This is a genomic window from Bacillus cereus group sp. N31 (assembly GCF_016483245.1).
Classification (GTDB): Bacteria; Bacillota; Bacilli; order Bacillales; family Bacillaceae_G; genus Bacillus_A; species Bacillus_A toyonensis.
Map to the genome: position 1 here is coordinate 81,465 of NZ_JAEHCH010000015.1, position 20,511 is coordinate 101,975.

Here is a 20,511-nt window from a genome sequence, read left to right on the forward strand (position 1 = left end):
TTTACCTCCAACTTTTGCGAAGAACCGTATAAATACCGATGCAAATAAGTACAATGCCACCACCAAATAATAATATGATTGTTGTACCAATTGGCTTTTCGTTCATTGTTTCATTACTCGCTACTTCATCTGCACTTTTTCTCACAACGTATTCACTGCTAAACAAACTATTTTTCATATCTTTCACACTATTATTTTCTTTTTGTTTTATAAAAAGAGAATCTCGTAAAGCTTCCATATCTTTTTGTTCTTTCTTTTTCTTTTTCTGAATTTCTTCTTCTATGTCTTTGCTAAATAACTCAATTGATGCTTTATCTAATTCTGTTTCCTTATGTTCTTCTTTATTTTTTTCTTGGTCGCTTTCTTCAATTCGATCCACTTTAAACTTAATCTTCCCATCATCACCAAGATAACTGTCCGCCGCGCTCCTTATCGGTAGCGCGACAAACAGTAAAAGGATAGAGAGAAATGATAACTTAGCCACTATGCTCCATTGTTTGATCATTTACTTCTTTTTCCTCCCATTTCTTATGCCATACAAATAGATTACTAACTAACCCTATAATGGCAATTACAAACAATACGATAAAAATAACTTTCCCCGTATCTTTACCGCTAATAAAATCATTTAGAAAACTTTCTATATACTGAAGCGGTGAAAATTGACGTACCTTTCCAACTGACGACATTTGATCTACTTTACTTCCAACTGCTTCAGTTAAAAATAGGTACATACTTAAAAATACTAATAGGATAAACATCCCTACCATTTTTATTTGTCGCAATAAGTATGTTGAAACCAATACAAACGCCATCATAATGATTGTGATAAACGCAATCCATAGTAAACTTTGATCCTGACCAAACTGTAAAAGACGTCCAGAAATGATACCTATACTAATTCCTTCCACAATTGATATACCGAATGCTACTACTGTAGTTGGTACATTCATATCAATTAATGAGAATTTCTCTTCAAAATGATCTGATTGCGTTCGTTTCTTTTCTTGATTCGCAATTGCGTATGCTGTAAATAACGCAACAATAAAACAAGTTAATACGATTAAATATGGTGTAAAAGCATTACCAGCTACAATGACTCCATCATTTTGTTTTTGAACTGGGCTAGATAAAAATTGATATAACATTTCATTTTGGCGATCACCAATTCGGCTATTAGCCAAAATTTTAGTAAAGTTTTTGGAGAATGATTTATCATCTTCCATTTTCTTTGTAAAGTCATTTAATAATGAATCAGCTTTTGAAACAATTGTCGTTCCGCTGTCTTGAATTTCTTTTGCTTGTCCATTAATTTGATCAAATGTTTTATAAACATCGTCTGAAGTTGCTAAACTATGCTTCGAACTCTCGACCAATGACTGGCTTTGTGACATTAATGATTTAATACCAGAATCTAACGATAAAACAGCTGTTTGCTCACCAGTATTATTTGTTGTTAGCACTTGCTGTTCTTCAACTAGCTTTAAGCTACTCTCACGCCATTTCGCTAAACCTTTTAAATATTCCCCTAAATTTTCATTCATACTAGTTGCTTGTTGCGTCGTTACATTTAATTTCTCTGCTAGTAACATTGAATTTTGATCCGCACTCGTAATGAATTGTTGATAAGAGTCTATTTTTTGCTTTAAACCTGTCATATCTTGCTTAACTTCTGCCGTAATACCTGATGAAACAAGGTTTGAAATTAAATCAATTAAGCTTTGTTTATTTAATACATAGTACAAAGATTGTTCAGTTGCAATTGCATCTAAACTTCCCTCTTCTAGCTTAGGACCTACATCTTGCGTTCTTAAATCAATCCCATAATACATTTCGTATAAACTAATTAAACTTTGATAACTTTCAACTGTATCTACTGCTTCTTTTATTAATACACTAGATATATTTTTTGTTAATTCTTCTGATTTTTGATGTACAACTTGATTCGTTGTACTTTCAATAACTTTACCGTTATCTGTTCCCGGTTCGCCTCCTGGATTTCCTCCAGTTCCGTTATCTGTTCCCGTTCCGCCTCCTGGGTTTCCTCCATTATTCCCTGTTGTGTTTTCCATTTTTTTGATAATAGGCTTTTTAGCATTGTGTACTAACGGCATTATGCCATACTGTGATTTATGAACCACATTTTCCACCTTGCTGTTTTCAGTTTGTGTTCCTTTATCTTCTTTTTCAGGACTAGTTTCTTTTTTATGAGTCCCACTCAATTCCCACTGCCACATTACAGGAGAGAAAACATCTATATTGATGTTTGGATCTTTTAACTTCACATGCAAGCTAATCTTTATATCCCCTTCATTACGAGGAGCTATTGTAATTTCTCCTGCTTCGCTTTGAAGAAAGTCACTTGTACGATCCACATCATCAATATGTAAAGCTTCTGTACTTCCATCTAGTTTAAATTTTTCTGGAATATTTATCTTCAAAGTTTGTGAAGATTCCATTTTAATTACTTTCGCCGTATCACTAAATGTAATTCCCTCTGTATAAAGTTTATCCTTTACTTCTTTAATAGCGTTTCCTAAAGAGATTTTATTTACAGGATCATAATTAAAGTTATTTTCTTTATTATATTTATTTGTAAATTGGATTACATTTTGCAATTGTAATTTCGTTGTATCTGGCAAATCACTTTGAACGATTTCTTCCATGTTTAAACTAGGTAATTTCGCAATTAAATTTTCGATTTGGTTCTTTATTCGAACGTCTGGTTGTTTCATTAATGTATTTATAAAGATCTCTTGCTTTCCATCGTTCGACATAGATTGCTTTAACTTTTTAATTACCGTCTCTTGAATATCACTTTCTAACTTTCCTGCAAGTTCTGTATCATATTCTGACACTTGTTTTTTTACATCTGTTAAATGTTTTTGAATTGCTGAAGCATCAGCTAAAATATTTGGTTCTTTCTCTGAAAGCGTAAATTGATTTGTAATCACTTTATTAGCAGATTCCAATGCACCTAACTGCTTTAAAACATCGCCTGTATTCATTTCACTCATGTATTGATTAAATTGACTCGTAAAATTATTCGCTAACAGATTATTATCAGATTGCATTTTTTGGAAGTTATTAAACCCTTCTAAGTAAGTATTGTTAGATTTATTCCCTTCATCTAACACTTGACCGAAACCTTTTAATACATCCTGAAATCCTTTAAAACTATTAACAGAAACCCCAGTATAATCTTGCACTGTTTTAAATTGATTTGTGTAATTTGCTAAAGGACTATGTACATCTTTTTTGTACATAGTTGTTTGAACGTTTCCTTTTTCAATTATTTTCCCTATATTATCTTGTGCACCTTGCAACTTACCGATAATACTTGCAAAATAAACGTCGATGATTTGCTTATTGAAATCTTCTAAAATTGTAGACGCCGTATTCTCAGCCTCAGCTTTCAAATCGTTATTCCCAGTTGCATTTACTTTGTAGTTTAACGTTAATTTCTCTGGTAGTTCTGAATCAATCGCAACTGCTTTCCTAGAAAAATCGTTTGGTATAACAATCATCATGTTGTAATTATTATTTTTCAAACCATTTTCTGCTACTCCACGACTAACTACGTACCATTCTTGTTTCGTATTTTTATTTACATTTTTAACAAATTGATCTCCAAACGCTATTTTATTGCCCTCAAATACAGTGCCCTGATCTTCATTTACCAACGCAACTGTCATTTTTGGTGTAGTATTCTCATTAGCTTTCTTAACATTTTGATTTAATGCTAAATAGGAGACCCCTGTTGATAGTACAAGAGCTAAAATAATAAACAACAAGATGCTCCATCTGAACTTTTTCACTACTTATCACTCCTGCGACCGCGAGTCTATTAATTGAAAGACTTCGTATCTTACTCTAGTTTTAAAGTAATTTAGCCATACAACGTATGGTTGCATGGCTAAATTATATATTTCTTTTTATCTGTCTTATTGTAGACCGAAATTACGAGAAAGATCTTCGTCATGTCTAGCAACAGCCTCTGCAGTTTTATTAAGCTGCATATTAATTTCTTGTAATAGCTGTGCGAAGTTTTGTACTTTTGGTTTTAATTGATTGAACTGTTGGTCAAAACCTTCAAAAGCACGACCTTCCCATTCTCCTCTTAATTCATTTTGTAAGTTTTGTAGCTGACGTAAAATGTCCTCAATTTGATTTGCACCTTGTCCATATCGAGTCGCTTTTGATTTAAGCTCCTCTGGTGACATACGAATTTGTCCTGCCATTATTAAATCCCCCTTAAAATTTAAAAATAGTAAAATTAACCAATAATCAATTCTACAAATTGATTATATCAATAATTTAAAAATTTCTAAACAAAAAAATGATATTTTTCCAAAATTTCTCTTTTACTATAATAACGATATATTGTATAATATAAATTTATTATTTTTTAAGAAACTACTATTACTTGAAAATAAAAATCAATTAAACAAATTCTACAAATGTTATTCTTAACAATAGAAAAAAAGATTACCTAACATGAATGCGTATATTTTCCATTAAAAAGTTTGATTAAAATTCTATTAGAATTCTTTAATTAAAAGAAATACAGCCTCGCAATTTTTCTCACTTCAAAGTCATAATTACCTGTCTTTCAACAAACCCAAGTTCTTCGTACATCTCTTTCGCAAAATTCCCAGCAAATACATTCAACCGAATTTCTGAATACTTCTCCTTTAATTCCTTAATACCAGCTTCCATCAGTTCTCGCGATAATCCTCTCCCTCGATACTCTGGAAAAACGTATAGCTCATATATAAATCCAAGTTTTTCACGAGAAAAATAGTCAGTATTTTCTCCTATTAATATCCACCCTAATATTTTATTTTCTTCTTTAATGACTAAATAACATGCCCCCTTTTCTACTATTGGTTTTGTAATTTCAATCGCTTCCTCTGTACTTAATTGGCAATTCCCTCTCGTCCCTTCAAAAAGCGATTGGGCTGCATATTGTAATATTTTACTTGTATCTTCTTGATTCGCCTTTATTATCATTTTTCACAACCCCTATCCTTAATAGGCATTACTATCGATTGTTCAAGATTCTCCGCTTCCATAATAATTGCCAGTAATCCATGTTCTGTACTCGTCTCATGAAACTCTCCTTTCTCCCAAAACACAGCTTGTCCAGCTCTTATCTTTACTTTTTCTTTATCTGCCCCACACACATATCCTTCTCCGTCCATAATAAGAAGCAGTTGTGATACAACTGCTTCATGATATCCAATTATTCCATTCTCTTGTAAATGCATAGCACCGATATGTACATTCCCTTGGTGGTTTACTATTTTCGACATTATGAAATTAGATTGAAATACTGATATGCGCTTTCCCGCTTTTTCACTAAAATCAAAAATCTTCACTTCTAGTCCTCCTTATATGTATAAAACCATCCTTACTGTCTGCATCAAATGTCCTTCAAAGTCTTCTTCAAATTGCTCTAATTCAGCAAAACCTTTCGCTTCATAAAAACGTTTACCTTTTTCATTTGCTGCTTCTACATGTATGTACAGTTTCCGGATCCCTTTTAACGCCTTAATCCCTCTTTGTAATAAAGCACTTCCTATTCCTTCCCCTTGCTGATCTGGTAACAAATAAATTGCACCTAATTCTGCTTCGTTTTGCAATCTAACTGGTGAAAAATTAGCAAATCCTATTACTTCTCCCTCTTCCTCCGCAACGAATAAATGTGTATTTTTAAGACGATATTTCATTTTTTCATCAGAATATGCCTCGTCTAAAAAACTGTCTTGAATCTTTCTCGGAATAATGCCTTCATATGTATCATGCCAAGCTACTTTCGCTACTGTTTGTACAGCATGAATATCTTCTTGCTTCATCTCTCTAATTACATATGTCATCTCGATGTCTCCATTCTCTTTAAATTATATTCTGCTACTATACTAGAAGAAACGGCAGAACCATTTTCATAATTTACCTTAATTAATTTTAACTTTTCAATCGAAGCTGTTTTAACATCAAAATTCCCATATATATACTCCATTGCGCTTAAAAACTGAGTCGAGTTCAAATGATTCGCTATCGTACAATGCGGAACCCATTTGCCCGGTACATAATATGAATTTGGATTATCATGAAAAGCTTGGAAATGATCATGATAAGAATGATGAAGTGTTAACAATTCATCGGTAAGAGTCGGCGCTAGAAAAATCGTTCCGTTTGTAGGAAAAGTTCCAACAGAAGAAAAATTCACTGCAGCCATTTTCTCTTGAATAGCTACAAACTCCTCTAATTTCTTAGTATATAAATTAACATCTAACTCCTTATAGCCCGCAAGTGTGATATGCGGTTCTACTCCAGCTAATTGATTTGACTCTATTATATTCGTTAGTTCATTTTGCAATTCTATAATCTTATTAGTAAACACACTATCAAATGTTGCAATAATAGCGTACATGCGTCCTCACCCCTTCGTTACATATATTGCTTCCCATTCTTCACGAATCATTCCCATTCGAATAGAATCATAGTATGTTCCGTTATAATATCGGCATTTGCGCATTCTACCTTCTAAAGTCATTCCTATTTTCTCAGCTACTTTCATCATTCGTTCATTACCAGACCACGTCGTGAGCCCTACTCTACCAATCTCCATCTTTTCAAATAATAAATCTCGATATAATGTTAATGCTTCTGTACCGTAGCCACCATTCCAGTATGTTGGATCATAAATAACAATTCCCATCTCCAACCAACGCGTCGGTTTATGTTCCCAATAAAATCCGACTGTACCTATAACTTGACCGTTATTTTCTATAATTAAATTTGATAGAGGTTCTTCTTGTAAACGAGTTAACATCTTTTCTTTATAAGGTGCGTATTCTTGCATTGAGAAAGGGAAATATGGCGCGTCCCACTTCTTCCATTCTGGATTTTCTGCTTTAAATACGAGGCTCCATAATGTTTTTATATTTGATTCTTCAATTGTACGAATTGTAACTTTGTTCCCCTTTTTTATAACGTTTTGCATAATTTCCTCCTACATTCCTCTTTATTTCATATATAATTATAATATTTTTTCAGAAAAATCAAAACAAAACTCTATAATATATTGTTTCATTTTGTTATTTGGCACCTATTATTTATAAAGAAAATAGTCTTCTAACCTTTAATCTCACCATATTCAGGAGGAATTTATTTTTGAACAAGTTCAAGGGATGTATCAACGATTTCAAGAAGATATGAAACGGAATGCCAGAAGATAAATCCTCCATAATAGCTAAAGATGACATACGTGACCGTAACGCAGTTAATAAAAAATAGGAGGTTACATCCCTCCTATTTCAGCTCAATATTTTACTTTCCTTCTTATTTATCTCAAGTAGAATCCCTTTCTCTATCCAGCCTTCTACTCCATTTTTTTTAATTAAATCATACCCTGCGCAGCTACCATCAATGAGAGAAACAATATCCCCTTTTCTAACACCTATTTGCGCACAAGAAATATCGGTTTTCACTGTGTATTCACCTGACTCACGTTGCCTAATATATTCATTTTTCACATTGAGTAATTTATTCGTTTCCTTTTGCTTGCATATTGTGTAATCTCGCCTCTTCTCCACCGGCTCTATGTAATAATACGGATATGTAACCCCTCCCTGCATTGTTGCATCAGCATTAAATTCTGCTGTTGCTTCATAAATTGGAAAATAGTCTACATATGTATAAGAAAACGTATCACCTGTTAGTTTCCTCTGAATGATAAATGCATTTAATTGCCCTGCTTCTTTAATCGCATTCCCGCCGTCAATTGCAATAATTTTTTTCTCCTTATCAATAACTGGATTGTTAGACGGGGCTTCTTCAGAATAGTTCACAACAGGCCAATGCCCAACAACTACATACTTATTAGCTCTATGCGATTTATTAAAAAACTCTGGCATTGCTATCGCATTTTTGCGCGCTGTTTCTTTCCAATCTACTCTATCTTCCAGTCCAGCATGTACAAAAATATAATCTTCTGTTTCAATCGCTGTTGGCAGCTCATTTAGCCAATTTATTTCTTTTGAAAAGTGACTTAATAGTACTTCCTTCACTTCCTGAATTGAAGTATCTTCCTGAATAGAAAAATGTAATTGTTCTAACCATTCATTAAAAATCGAATGCTTTCTCGTACATAAATAATTAATGAGACCTGGATTTTCATTTAGAAGAGCATCAACTAAAACTTCACAATTCCCTTCAACAACGTGAACATTTAAATTACTCTCTACAAGATCCATTACATAGTCTACTACGCCGATGCTATCGCTTCCTTTCTCACAAAGGTCTCCATTAATAATTAAATAATCTTCATTCTTAAAGTTAACTTTATGTAGTAATTCTTTTAAAAGGTTCAATTCTCCATGAATATCAGACATTATGATAACTCTAGCATTATTAGGGATAGATAGTTTCTTTATTTTCTCCAAGTATAAACGCTCCAATCATTTTCTTTATTTATACAAAATAAATTATAAACCTTTCTAAATGAAATAGGTTCTATATTATGTCATATAGAACCTATCTTTCTTTATAATTTTTTATGAAAAGAATAACTTACCTTATCATACCCTTCCCTTTCATAAAAACGATGAGCATCAATTCTAGGAAACGCTGATGTTAAGTCGATAGACTCACATCCATTTTCCTTTCCCCAGTTCTCTATATAAGAAAGTAATACATTCCCATATCCTTTTGAACGATGTGCTTCTGCTGTTACAAGGTCATATACGAAAACGTGCTTCTTATTATAAAAGTTCGTACAAATTGCTACACCGGCAAGGCCAACAACTTCATCATCTTCATTACGTAACGAAAATAGTTTATAATTTTCTTCTTTCATTTTTCGAAATAAAAAGCCTGCTTCCTCTTCGGAAAGCTGTGTTCGTAATTGCTGTAAAATAGGTAATACTTCATGTAATTGTGCTTCTGTTACTACTTCTTTAACATTCATTTGAACTCTCCCCTAACAATTTGTATAATTTTCTAAATGTTATATCATTATTATAGGGAGTATCTGCCCTTCACTTAAGTGACAGTTTAATTATTTTTTATAAGGCCAGTTTTAAAGGAGAGTTCTTACTATGGATTTTACTATCCCATTGCAATTAGAAAGCAATACACCTATTTACTTACAAATTTACGAATTTATAAAATATGAAATTATACAGGGAACTATTTCTGTTGGTACACGTCTTCCCTCACATAGAAACTTAGCGTCACAACTTAATATTAGCCGCATTACTGTTGAATCAGCTTATCAACAATTATTAGCTGAAGGTTATGTAGAAAGTAAACCGAAGCGTGGTATTTTTGTTGCAAATGTCGATATTGACGTTATCCCGAATAAAAAATTAAATATGGCAAAGGAAAAGAGCAATTTAATAGAAGATCCGTTTGAATATGATTGTAGCCAAGGTCTTATTGATCAAACTGCTTTTCCGATTACAAACTGGAAAAGAGCGTTACAAGAAGCAATACTAAAGTACGAAAATGCGTTATTTGCTAAAGAAGACCCACAAGGTGAGTTCGTTCTTCGAGAACATATTTCAACATATTTATATCATGCGCGCGGTGTATATTCTTCACCTGATCAAATTGTGATTGGTGCCGGAACACAGCCACTTCTTTGGCTACTAATTCAACTGCTTGGTCCTACAAAAGAGTACGGCATTGAAAACCCTGGATTTCACCGTATACATGCAATTGTTAAAAGCTGCAATCAACAAATTCATCCCATTCCATTAGACGAAAAAGGGATTCGTATTTCTAACTTATACAATACAAATTCCAATGTCGCATACGTTACGCCATCACATCAATTTCCGCTTGGAATGATTATGCCTTTATCTAGAAGATTGAAATTGTTAAAATGGGCCAATGATCGCGATGGATATATTATTGAAGATGACTATGATGGGGAGTTCCGTTACGCAGGTAAACCAATTCCGTCTTTACAAAGTCTTGACTCAAATGAACGTGTTATTTATATGGGGACTTTCTCAAAATCTTTTTTACCTTCTTTACGAATGGGATATGTTGTTTTACCACCGCATCTTTTAAAAACGTATGAAGCGTTGCAAGGTATTTTTAAACAAACAGTCTCTACCACACAACAACTTGCTTTCGCTAATTTTATACAAAGTGGAAATTGGGAACGTCATATTAACCGCAGTCGTACGTTGTATAAAAGAAAACATCATACATTAGTAAAATTCATTGTGAAAGAAATGGGTACTAATGTTCAAATTCTTGGTGAACAATCAGGTCTTCATATTGTTCTACGTATCCATAACAATATGAATGAACAAGAACTTATTGAATCAGCTAAGAAACAAAGTATTAAGTTATATCCACTTTCTCCCTATGATTTTGTAAATGATTTACGCAAAGAATCTTACGTATTACTCGGTTTCGGTAGTATTCCCGAAAATAAAATTGAAACGGTAGTAAACTTATTGAATGAAGCTTGGTTTCCTAGTTAAAAGAGAATTTGCTAACGCTGAGTTTAACTCGTAATACAATAACAATTCAACAAAACAAAAAAGAAGATTGTCCAAAATAGCTTTTTGGTCAATCTTCTTTTAGTTAATCACCTGATCGAGCGGTCCTTCCCGGACGCTTAACACCAGTTGTTTCTGTTGAATAAGAAGCTTCAATTATAGCAGTTGGATCTACAGAGAGAACGAGATCTTTCATTTTCGGATAAATGAAACGGTTTGTAATACAATAAATGATTCTCTTATGCTCTCCTAAAAAACCGCCTTCTCCATGTAGATACGTAACGGATAATTGCAATTCTTTCATAAGTAGATCGCCTATTTCTTTATTCTTACCAGAAATAATCATGACGCTCTTTCCTTGATTAATGCCATCTAATATGAAATCAATCATCTTCGTAACAATATAGAAAATTGCTAATGAGAACATCGCTTGTTCGATTGAAAATAAAATGGCCACAAAAATGAAAATAACTGCATTTACAGCAAGTAAAAATGTGCTAATTGGTACCTTAAAGTGTTTGTTCATCCAAACTGCTAACATTTCTGAGCCATCTATTGCTCCGCCCATTTTCACTACAATCCCTACACCAATTCCAAACAGTACGCCACCATAAAGTACAATTAATAGTTCAGAAGTTGTAATCGCTGGAAATGGTTTTAAATAAATCAATCCGAGTGTTGTAACGACATTCGCATACGATGTACGTATAAAAAACTTCTTCCCCATTACTTTTGCAGTAAATAGTAAAATAGGAATATTAAGTCCTAAAAACACGCCATACAGCGGTAATCCTGCAACTTTATTTGCCATAATAGCAATAGCCGTTACCCCGCCATCTACTAGTCCATTAGGCGCTAAAATAAGCTCTAGTGAACCCGCTACAATAATGGAGCCAATTGTTAATAATACGTATTCAAATACTCTTTTCATTCATTACCCCCAAAACTTATATATTTTCTTAGTATTATTTTAACGTAATCTTACTACTAATACAAAGATATCAGTCTATATACACAGAAGTTTCACCTTTACAGTGATTTTTATGTAATTGATTTAAAGCCTAATAGAAGAAACACACTTACATATTACAATAAGTGTGTTTTAAGCGTTTATTCTGCTATTTGCGAGCAGTAGACTCCCGTTTCAAATTTCAGCTGAAACAAAGAGTCGGCTACCCAAAAACGCCCGATTCGTGTGAGCTAACAATCAGTTGTAGATGAACAAAGTCCACACTGATTAAAGTTTCACTTTATTTAAGCTTTAAATATGAATTCATTTTCATTTTAAATATTTCATCAACTGCTCTCTCATACCCACCACTATTTCGAAGTGACTTTCCAACTTTACGACTATTTTCCTTAAACGTTACATCATCCATTACTTCCTTTACAGTCTCACGTAACAATTCAGAAGTTAATTCTTTACGATTAAGCCTTATTCCAGCCCCTACTTCAGTCACTCGTTTCGCAACTAAAGGCTGATCTCCTGTTACCGGAATTACAACTAACGGGACACCGTAATATAACGCTTCACTCGAGCTGTTCATACCACCATGTGTCACGAATACATCAGCATGCTGTAATACTTCTAATTGCGGCACATAATTATACAACTTAAAGTTATTCGGAATATTTTCAAATTGACTTATATTTATTTTCTTACCAACAACTAATATGACTTTCGCTTCTACATCTTTAAACGCTTCAAAACATTTTTCATACAGGGCAGGTTGTTCATTAAAAACTGTTCCCATAGAAATAAAAATCACTTTTTCATCTTTTAAATCTTTAATAGGAAAACTGTTCACTTCTTTTCGAGTAGCAATTGATGGACCGACAAATTTATACGATTCATCAAATACATCCGAATGTGGCTGATATTCTTTTGAAGTGTATACAATCGTAATATCGCCAGGGTGATTCATAATATCATACAAACTATTACATTTCATTCCATACTGCTCTTTCCATCTTTCCATTCCCACTACACAAGATTGGTATAATGGATTGGTCTCATCTATTGGGCTCGATTCTTGCTCATCATTAAAAGTAATGTACTGATTAAAAGCAAAGGTTGTACAAGAAGAAACGCTTCGCAACCGTAGAATATTCGCTATAATACGTCCAACCGGAAAATGATTATCGTATATTAAGTAATCGTACTTTTCTCCTTTTGTTTCTTCTACAATTTTAGTAACAATACGTTCTGATGCTTCAATCATATGGGACAGCATCGTCAAAGGACTACCACCCTCATTAACTCGTTCCATAATATTAATTTGCGAAAGAAAATTCTCAAATGATCGAAATTCAGCGCCTGTTGCTTCAACCTTGTTTTTGTAATCTTCAATACAATATGATACAACTGTTTCCCCACGTCGAATTAACTCATTAACAACTGCTATCGTCGGATTAATATGACCTTCTCCAGGGAAATTTATTACGAGTACGTTCGCCATACCATTCTCTCCTTTCGATTCAACACACATTATTTAATACTTAATCATGTTAATTAATTTAAATCTATTATATAGGAATCTATTCTCCTTCTTCCTATCTTTCTCTTCATTTTATTATTGAGAAATATTGTCTAAAGCCTGCACTATTACGAGTACAGAACCTTATAAATAGACACTTCATTCCCCTTTTACTTTTCATATCCCGTATCATACGAACTTTACATTCGAGCATTTTTCACGTTTATCATTCGAAAACATTATTTTGATAATTCATACAAAACTAGAAAAATATAATTTCCATGCTGATTTCTCACTATAAATTTATGTATGCTCTATATTTTCCCCTATCATGATCCACGGGGTACATATTCTGTTATATAATAAATTTATAGAATTTACAGAAAAAATGAGGGGATTTCATGTTACAACAACTATTCACTTCACCTATTCTATCCATCCGAGCTTTACATCCAGGCTATGAAGATCATGCAAGTGACGTTTTTCTCATTCAAACAGCAGATGCAGAAGTTATCGTTCGTTCTTCTAAAATGAATGAAGAGCCAAATAATGATTTTTGGTGGGGATGCAAAAATCTTTTTGGAATTGATCCAAGGAACGTACATCATTTAGAAACGGTACATGCATTGCTGCAAAAACATACAAATCTTCCTATCCCAACAATTTTAGAAAAACATATTTTAGATGGCCGAGAATTCATTGTGGCTGAAAAATTAGTAGGTAATACAGTTCAATCTTTTATTGGGCAACCAGATTCTATTTTATTCAGCCTAGGAAAAGGACTAGCACAAATACATAAGTATACAGCCCATTTCGTAGGAAATCCGTCACGTACACTCCAAGTTCCACTAGCGGAATTCCAGCCACACATTTTAAAAGTGAGTAAAGAACTTGTGAATAGGTTTTATTTCGATAACGAGAGCATATATAACGCATTTCATACTTTTGAGTCACAACTTTCTACCTTACCAATACCAAAGGAATCTACACTCGTCTTAATTGATATGGATCCTACTCAGTTTTTATCAGATGGTATAACTATTACTGGTTTAGTAGATACAGAAGCTTATGCAGTTGCCCCGCGAGAGTTTGATTTTATCGGATTAGAATATGTACTTTCAGAAAAAGAGGCTCATGCCTTTAAAAGTGGTTACGAAACAATTATGTCTATTCCTCATCTTGAGGAATGTAGACAGCCTTATCGTTATTTGTACCGACTGTTATCTGTTCAAGGTAGTGTGGAATTAAAGAAATGGCTAAGTTACCCATCCTATTTTTAAAAACGATTGCGAGGGATTATGAAATGAACATTAAAAAAAAGAATTCTTTAACAGCAAACGAAATTCAGCAAATGAAAGATTTAGCTCATATTTGCGGACAATACGATCAAATTGATTACTCATCAGATTTACATGTTAACTTTTTAACTGCTCGTAATAAAAAAGAAATCAATGATTTTCTATTTTTTGATGATACCCAATTAATTGGTGCATTAAGTATGTACGACTTTGAAAGACCGACTAAACTGGAGTTAATAGGATTCGTGCACCCAAACTATAGAAAACAACATATAGGCACTACCCTTTTACAAACTGCCATGAACGAAATACAAAAAAGAGACATAGACGAAGCTCTTCTCATCATTAACGGAGATTCCTCATCTGGGAAAGCATTTGCAAATCAAATGAAATTACCTTATCTATACAGCGAGTATAATATGACGTGTAAATCAAATAAAAAACGAGAAACAATGAAGAATACTATTAAACTTTCCATCGCATCTTCAGAATTACTTCCTGATCTCATAGAAATCTCTAGTAAAGCTTTCGGGGATTCTGTAGCAAATACATCCACATGGTTACAAAAAATGATGAAGTCACCTTCTCATCAAGTTTACGTTGCTCTTATGAATGAAAAATCAATTGGAACGATTACAGTTACTCACCAAGAGCGATCTACTACACTCTCAGGCTTCGCAGTCCATCCTTCTTATCAAGGTAAAGGATATGGTAAAGATATTCTAAGTTATATGGTACATACACTCATTACAGAAGGAGTTTCAACGATTGAATTAGACGTCGAAACGAAAAATAACAATGCTTTACAGTTATATACACATTGTGGCTTTGAAATTATAATGAAGCATAATTATTATGACTTGTTCAAAAAACATCAATAGCCCAATTTTCATTTACGAAAAGTAAAGAAAAAACTGAATCATATCGATTCAGTTTTTTCTTAATATATTTACAACCGCAGTCGTTTCATTATGTTCTTTATAAACACGAGGAATTCTTCTGTCTAACATACATGTAACTTCATAATTAATTGTGCCTAACATATCCGCTACTTCTTCTACAGCAATTTCTTCTTCACCTTGTTTGCCGTAAAATACCACGTCGTCCCCTACTTGTACTGGCATCGCTTTTGTAACGTCCAGCATAAGCTGATCCATACAAACACGACCAATAACCGGCACTCGAACTCCATTAATTAATGCATACCCTTTATTAGATAACTGGCGATTATAGCCATCAGCATAACCAATCGGCACAGTCGCAATCCACTCTTCACCCGTTGTTACATACGTATTTCCATAACTAACACCACGATTTTTCGTCGCATGTTTAACATGAGCTACTTTTGATTTTAATGACAATGCAGGCTGTAAGGAAACGACTGTATGATCCACTTCTTTCGAAGGATACATGCCGTAAACTCCAATACCAACGCGAACCATATTTTGAAATGTATTGCTTAGTTCCATTGACCCTGCACTATTTGAACTATGAATGTATGGTATTTGCATCCCTAATTCATTTGCTGTATTTACAGCTTTCTCAAATAAACTTGTTTGCATATTCGTATACGATTTATCAATTTCATCTGCCGTAGAGTAATGTGTAAACATCCCTACTACCTCTACATACTCCATACGGTTTAATTCTTCTAAAAATGGTTTAACTTCTTCTTCTTGCAAACCGATACGGCTCATTCCTGTATCGATTTTCACTTGAATACGTGCTTTATTTTGAAGACGTTGTGCAATTTCATTTATGCCTTGTAAATCTTCTATTCTATAGACTGTCATCATAACGTCATATTGAATTGCGGATTCCGCAGCTGCAACTGATGTATAACCCAATATTAAGATTGGTACAGTGATTCCAGCTTCTCTTAATTCGATCGCTTCATCGACAAATGCAACTGCAAGCTGGTTCACCCCTGCTTCAATCGCAGCTTTCGCAACTTCAACTGCCCCATGGCCATACCCATTCGCTTTTACAGCAGCCATCATTGCAATATTTTCATCGTTTACATGTTTTTTAAATTCTTTTACATTATGTTTTACAGCATTTAAGTCAACTTCAACAATTGTATCTCTTCCATATTTCAAACTCATTGGTCTAACTCCTAACTCAATAATTGCATTCCATTCTATTTCACGTTTCATATGACCTTTTACAATATAATACGTTTCACTATGCTAGTCAAACTACTAGAATTTTCGGAATTTTAAGTATGATATAATACCCTTAAGAATTTATTATATATGGAGATGAGGAGAATTACAATGTTTGTACAATCTGCGTTGCATCAACTAAAAGTTGCTGTTGATACTTCTATCCAAATACTGAATCAATATAATGAAAGTGATTTGAAAATAACACCGATTGAATCAAAGCGGTCATTATTTGAAATGTGTACACATCTTTCCCTTATTTGCCATGCTGATTTACTCATCTTAAATGGTATTTCGGAAAAAGAGTTACATACCTTTTATATAGAACAAACACCCGAAACAATTGCTCAAATGCAACAAATGATGATACAAGGGTACGATTTACTTTCTAAAACTTTTTTATCCTATTCCAATGAAGAATTAGCGGAAATTATGACTGCTTATTGGGATATTGCTTATTCTCGATTCGAATGGTTACTTGAAATCGTCGCTCACTTTTATCATCATCGCAGTCAAATTCACATTTTACTAGTTGAGCATGTTAAAGATCCTTGCATTCCTTTATTTGAATGAAAAGAGTGGAAACAAAGCCAATAAAGAGTATGACTCCTAATAAAATAAACGTCTGAGCATAGTTCCCTATTTTCATAAGATAAATAGAAATAATAGGTCCTATACTAGTTCCTAAAAATAAAACGAAAGTATAAATAGAAACCGCTATTCCCCTTGCTCTCCCTCCTAATTGGCCGACAAGAGAAACTAAAGATGGAACCGATATAGCAATACCTATTACGAAGCAGACGCTCATCATTACAAGTAACGGCAGTGTCGAAATAAATCCCATTGAACTTAGACTAAAAATAGCAACTAACAATCCTCCTTGAAGAACTTTCTTTACTTCGAACCTCTGTGTTAAACGACCTGCAAGTGGTGATAGTAACATACCAAATAACCCTGCTAGGCGAAAATATAGAATTTGTTCTGCTGTTAAATTGTAAGTAGAAGAGCTCAAATAATTCCCTAAAACAGTATACATATTAACAAAAGCCATTAATAAAACAAACGCAACCATATAGCTCCATACTAAGCTTTTATGTGTAAAAACTTTCCCCATCTGTTTCATTGGCCCAAAAATATCCGTATAAGCTTGAGACGTTTCCCCTTTCGGAAGAGAATAATGAACCCATACAGCAGTAATGATATAGACAAAGCTAAGAAGAAAGAACACCATATGCCATCCAAAATGCTGACTAACAGCAGTACTTATTACCTGCCCTGCAATTCCAGCTACTAAAAAACCGGTACTAACAAACCCTATCGTTGTAACTTTTTTCTCTACTGGAAACATTTCTACAACGTAAGCTAACGCCACTGGAGAAAATGTAGCTGCTGCTATTCCCTGTAACCCTCGAAGAATAATAAGCCAAAATAAGCTATCCACAAACCCTAAGAAAAAAGAAACAATCGACAGTGCAAGCAATCCAATAAAAATCACTTTTTTTCGCCCATATTTATCAGAGATTGCCCCAAATAACAAACAACCTATAGCAAAACCTACCGAAAATATACTGCCTGTAGCCGCAGATTGCGCTAATGAAACCTTAAAAATGTCTGAAAATAGAGCGATTAAAGGAATCGTCACATATAGGCTGGACATAACTACCATACCTGCCCAACATAACACCGCTGTCATTACTGTATAATTCCTCCCACTATTTACTTCTTTTGATATTTCCATCATAAAATCTCCCCCTTACATTGATTTTCCTCATCGATTGAAAACTTATAAAGTAAATGACTCAAAATAAAATCCCTTCAACACTCACTTAATTCGTTTACGTTAAAAAATACATTATCGCCCTTTTAAATTAGTTAAACATATAATAAGGTAGGCTAATTATATGTTTAACTAAAAAAGTTGACTCTCACAATCAACTTATTTACCTACCTTCCCCTAATTTCATCTGCATAATTACTTGCATTTTATTTAATAGCTTCTCTAACACTTGACGCTCTTCTTGATTAAAGTCATTAACTAACGAAGCGCAAGATGACCAAAAAGTCGGTAAAGAATGTGTAACTAGTTCTTTTCCTTTCGGAGTAATTTTCACCTTTAATCTTCTTCGATCTTCAGAATGATGGAACCTTACGATTAACTCTCGTTTCTCCATCCAATCTAATAAGCCGGTGACAGAAGCACGTGTAATCCCTAATCGACTCGCTATATCCGACGGACTCATGTTCACTTCTTCTCCATTCGATTCCATTTCACGCAAAATAAATAACAATAAAAAATCTAATTTGCTTTCCGAAATACCAAGCGGAGCTAAATCTACGTCAACAGCATCAAGAACATTATCAGACGTCCATAACATTAACAAACCAAGTTTTGCTGCGATTGGATCTGTTTCCTCTGATGCTGTCTTTTTTATTAACTCTGCATATGGATTAATCCCTAAAGGAAGAGCACCTTTTTTTGAATCCATTCATTTTCACCCTCCTTCCCTCTATTTAATTAGCTTACCTAACTACTTTTATATTATACTCATTTCCTTCCTTTTATTGCAAGAGTATTGTTAGAAAAAAATTCTATTATGAAAACAGGATTTTTTTCACTGACTAATTATTTTTTCAAATGATCCTAAACTCTTTTAAAGCAAACGAAATGCCACCTTCACTTGATTTCTTTGTAACGAAATCAGCTTTTGTTTTTAACTCTTCTCCACCATTCCCCATCGCAATTCCTAAACCTACATACTGTAACATTTCAATATCATTTCCACCATCTCCGAATGCCATTGCTTCTGACTTACAAATATTTAAATGTTCCAATACCTTTTGGATTGCAGTTAGCTTCGATACTTTATTATCTTCCAGCACATTCATAACATAACCATGAAAACGTTCAAACGTAAGCATTGGATATCTTTCAAAAAATTTTTGAGCTTCCATTTCATCAGCATACAGACATATACAATACATCTCTTCTGATAAGTTTCTAACTTTATCAGGATACCGCTCTAAATTTAAAGTTTCGTTTAATGCTCGTATTACACGTTCATCTTTTGAGGCTATACCATTCATAGAAAATTCTTCTGTAAAGTAAGAAAGACTATGACCATGTAATTCAGCGAAATTTGAAATATCATGAACAATTTCACTTGAAAGTATCGATTTATGAATAACTTCTTCCTTACACTTTATATGTCCACCATTTGCAGAAATAAATGTGTCTATGCCTAGTTCTTTAAATTGTGAGCATAAACTATATGGTCTCCCTGTTGTAACAACTACGTGAATCCCTTTATCTATTAACCTTCTTATCGCTTCTTTTGTACTTTCGTGCATACTTCTATCAATCTCACTTAAAAGCGTACCGTCAACATCGAAAAATACGACTTTGTACATAAATTTTTACATCCCGTCCAAATGATTCGTATCATTAATGAAATGTACCGTTTTTTGTTCACCATCAATTTCAATTAAACTTATTCCCGTATCTCCTATTTTAAAGTAATAATCCATTGAAATTGGCATTTGGAAAAATGCTCGTAATAGACTATTTATTACACCACCGTGTGCAACAATTGCTATCCGATCATATGTATTCTCTGTCACGATTTTAGAAAAGATTCCTTCTATTCTCATTCTAAATTCAATAAATGATTCTCCATTTTCAAAACGGTCATGAAGAAACTTTGGCTCAGGATATTTTTTCGCTTCTTCAAAAGATAAGCCGGCTTGCACCCCATTATTAAACTCCATTAATTCCTCTTCTAATTGAATTGGACAACCAATTGCTTCCGCTAATGTTTCACCAGTTTCACGGGCACGTTTTAATGTACTTGCCCAAATGAAATCTGGTGGAAAGTCAGCCTTCACTTTCTGTACAAGTCTTTGTACTTGCTGTCTTCCCTTTTCTGTTAATTCAAAATCAGCTCTTCCTTCATGTACATTCAGGATGTCCGCTTCGGATTCTCCGTGTCGTATTAATAGTATTTGCATTCGTTCCCCCACTCCCCGATTTAATATTCACAAAATTACATTA

At 33.6% G+C, this 20,511-nt stretch carries 21 protein-coding genes; 4 read left to right on the forward strand and 17 right to left on the reverse strand.

Annotation, left to right across the window (positions count from 1 at the left end):
- Position 1: 1 nt before the first annotated feature.
- From essA to JDS81_RS18495, 10 genes are all read right to left on the reverse strand, one after another.
- The gene (gene essA, locus JDS81_RS18450; protein WP_000595649.1) at positions 2–505 is read right to left on the reverse strand and encodes a type VII secretion protein EssA; all 504 of its coding nucleotides are present in this window, start codon (positions 503–505) and stop codon (positions 2–4) included.
- Positions 477–3,818, reverse strand: coding sequence for a type VII secretion protein EsaA (esaA, locus tag JDS81_RS18455; RefSeq protein WP_199688607.1), 3,342 nt, complete (start codon positions 3,816–3,818; stop codon positions 477–479). Before esaA ends, essA begins: the two co-directional genes overlap by 29 nt.
- Before the next feature lie 126 nt (positions 3,819–3,944).
- On the reverse strand, positions 3,945–4,241 hold the full coding sequence (locus JDS81_RS18460) for a WXG100 family type VII secretion target (RefSeq protein ID WP_000918601.1): 297 nt from the start codon (positions 4,239–4,241) through the stop codon (positions 3,945–3,947).
- A gap of 343 nt (positions 4,242–4,584) precedes the next feature.
- The gene (locus tag JDS81_RS18465; RefSeq protein WP_097954757.1) at positions 4,585–5,013 is read right to left on the reverse strand and encodes a GNAT family N-acetyltransferase; all 429 of its coding nucleotides are present in this window, start codon (positions 5,011–5,013) and stop codon (positions 4,585–4,587) included.
- A complete protein-coding gene (locus JDS81_RS18470) occupies positions 5,010–5,381 on the reverse strand; it encodes a cupin domain-containing protein (RefSeq protein ID WP_097954758.1) in 372 nt (123 codons plus the stop codon). Before JDS81_RS18470 ends, JDS81_RS18465 begins: the two co-directional genes overlap by 4 nt.
- 12 nt (positions 5,382–5,393) lie before the next feature.
- A complete protein-coding gene (locus tag JDS81_RS18475; RefSeq protein WP_199688608.1) occupies positions 5,394–5,879 on the reverse strand; it encodes a GNAT family N-acetyltransferase in 486 nt (161 codons plus the stop codon).
- Positions 5,876–6,436, reverse strand: a complete 561-nt coding sequence (locus JDS81_RS18480) for a 2'-5' RNA ligase family protein (protein ID WP_097954759.1) — start codon at positions 6,434–6,436, stop codon at positions 5,876–5,878. The genes JDS81_RS18475 and JDS81_RS18480 overlap by 4 nt, the downstream gene beginning before the upstream one ends.
- Positions 6,437–6,442: 6 nt before the next feature.
- Complete coding sequence (locus tag JDS81_RS18485; protein WP_097954760.1) at positions 6,443–7,009, reverse strand: GNAT family N-acetyltransferase; 567 nt, start codon at positions 7,007–7,009, stop codon at positions 6,443–6,445.
- 313 nt (positions 7,010–7,322) lie between these two features.
- A complete protein-coding gene (locus JDS81_RS18490; protein ID WP_002105355.1) occupies positions 7,323–8,450 on the reverse strand; it encodes a metallophosphoesterase in 1,128 nt (375 codons plus the stop codon).
- Positions 8,451–8,551: 101 nt separating this feature from the next.
- Positions 8,552–8,974: a GNAT family N-acetyltransferase gene (locus tag JDS81_RS18495; RefSeq protein WP_001101103.1), complete on the reverse strand. Its 423-nt coding sequence runs from the start codon at positions 8,972–8,974 to the stop codon at positions 8,552–8,554.
- 130 nt (positions 8,975–9,104) lie between these two features.
- Between JDS81_RS18495 and pdxR the strand changes: the two genes are divergently transcribed.
- Entirely contained in the window at positions 9,105–10,505 is a 1,401-nt protein-coding gene (gene pdxR / locus JDS81_RS18500) for a MocR-like pyridoxine biosynthesis transcription factor PdxR (RefSeq protein WP_097954761.1), read from the forward strand.
- A 103-nt stretch (positions 10,506–10,608) separates the two neighbouring features.
- On the opposite strand, the gene JDS81_RS18505 is transcribed toward pdxR, so the two are convergent.
- A complete protein-coding gene (locus JDS81_RS18505) occupies positions 10,609–11,454 on the reverse strand; it encodes a YitT family protein (RefSeq protein ID WP_000831972.1) in 846 nt (281 codons plus the stop codon).
- A gap of 319 nt (positions 11,455–11,773) precedes the next feature.
- Positions 11,774–12,982 carry a macrolide family glycosyltransferase gene (locus tag JDS81_RS18510; RefSeq protein ID WP_097954762.1) on the reverse strand — a complete coding sequence of 403 codons (1,209 nt, stop codon included), beginning with the start codon at positions 12,980–12,982 and terminating at the stop codon, positions 11,774–11,776.
- 419 nt (positions 12,983–13,401) lie between these two features.
- Between JDS81_RS18510 and JDS81_RS18515 the strand changes: the two genes are divergently transcribed.
- Together JDS81_RS18515 and JDS81_RS18520 are read left to right on the forward strand one after the other, a co-directional pair.
- Entirely contained in the window at positions 13,402–14,280 is an 879-nt protein-coding gene (locus JDS81_RS18515) for a protein kinase family protein (RefSeq protein ID WP_097954763.1), read from the forward strand.
- Positions 14,281–14,303: 23 nt separating this feature from the next.
- Entirely contained in the window at positions 14,304–15,179 is an 876-nt protein-coding gene (locus JDS81_RS18520) for a GNAT family N-acetyltransferase (RefSeq protein ID WP_097954780.1), read from the forward strand.
- Positions 15,180–15,227: 48 nt separating this feature from the next.
- Here the strand turns inward: JDS81_RS18520 and alr are convergent, their stop codons facing one another.
- The gene (gene alr / locus JDS81_RS18525) at positions 15,228–16,403 is read right to left on the reverse strand and encodes an alanine racemase (protein WP_087970111.1); all 1,176 of its coding nucleotides are present in this window, start codon (positions 16,401–16,403) and stop codon (positions 15,228–15,230) included.
- Positions 16,404–16,574: 171 nt separating this feature from the next.
- Between alr and JDS81_RS18530 the strand changes: the two genes are divergently transcribed.
- On the forward strand, positions 16,575–17,036 hold the full coding sequence (locus tag JDS81_RS18530) for a DinB family protein (RefSeq protein WP_000498009.1): 462 nt from the start codon (positions 16,575–16,577) through the stop codon (positions 17,034–17,036).
- Here JDS81_RS18530 and JDS81_RS18535 read toward each other — a convergent pair.
- The 4 genes from JDS81_RS18535 to JDS81_RS18550 form a co-directional block, all read right to left on the reverse strand.
- Positions 17,005–18,201 (reverse strand): MFS transporter, encoded by a 1,197-nt coding sequence (locus tag JDS81_RS18535; protein WP_141499551.1) that lies wholly within the window; start codon positions 18,199–18,201, stop codon positions 17,005–17,007. The genes JDS81_RS18530 and JDS81_RS18535 overlap by 32 nt on opposite strands.
- Before the next feature lie 202 nt (positions 18,202–18,403).
- Positions 18,404–18,949, reverse strand: coding sequence for a MarR family winged helix-turn-helix transcriptional regulator (locus JDS81_RS18540; RefSeq protein WP_097954764.1), 546 nt, complete (start codon positions 18,947–18,949; stop codon positions 18,404–18,406).
- Positions 18,950–19,094: 145 nt separating this feature from the next.
- A complete protein-coding gene (locus JDS81_RS18545) occupies positions 19,095–19,871 on the reverse strand; it encodes a Cof-type HAD-IIB family hydrolase (protein WP_097954765.1) in 777 nt (258 codons plus the stop codon).
- 6 nt (positions 19,872–19,877) lie between these two features.
- Entirely contained in the window at positions 19,878–20,468 is a 591-nt protein-coding gene (locus tag JDS81_RS18550; RefSeq protein ID WP_097954766.1) for a histidine phosphatase family protein, read from the reverse strand.
- Positions 20,469–20,511: the final 43 nt, after the last annotated feature.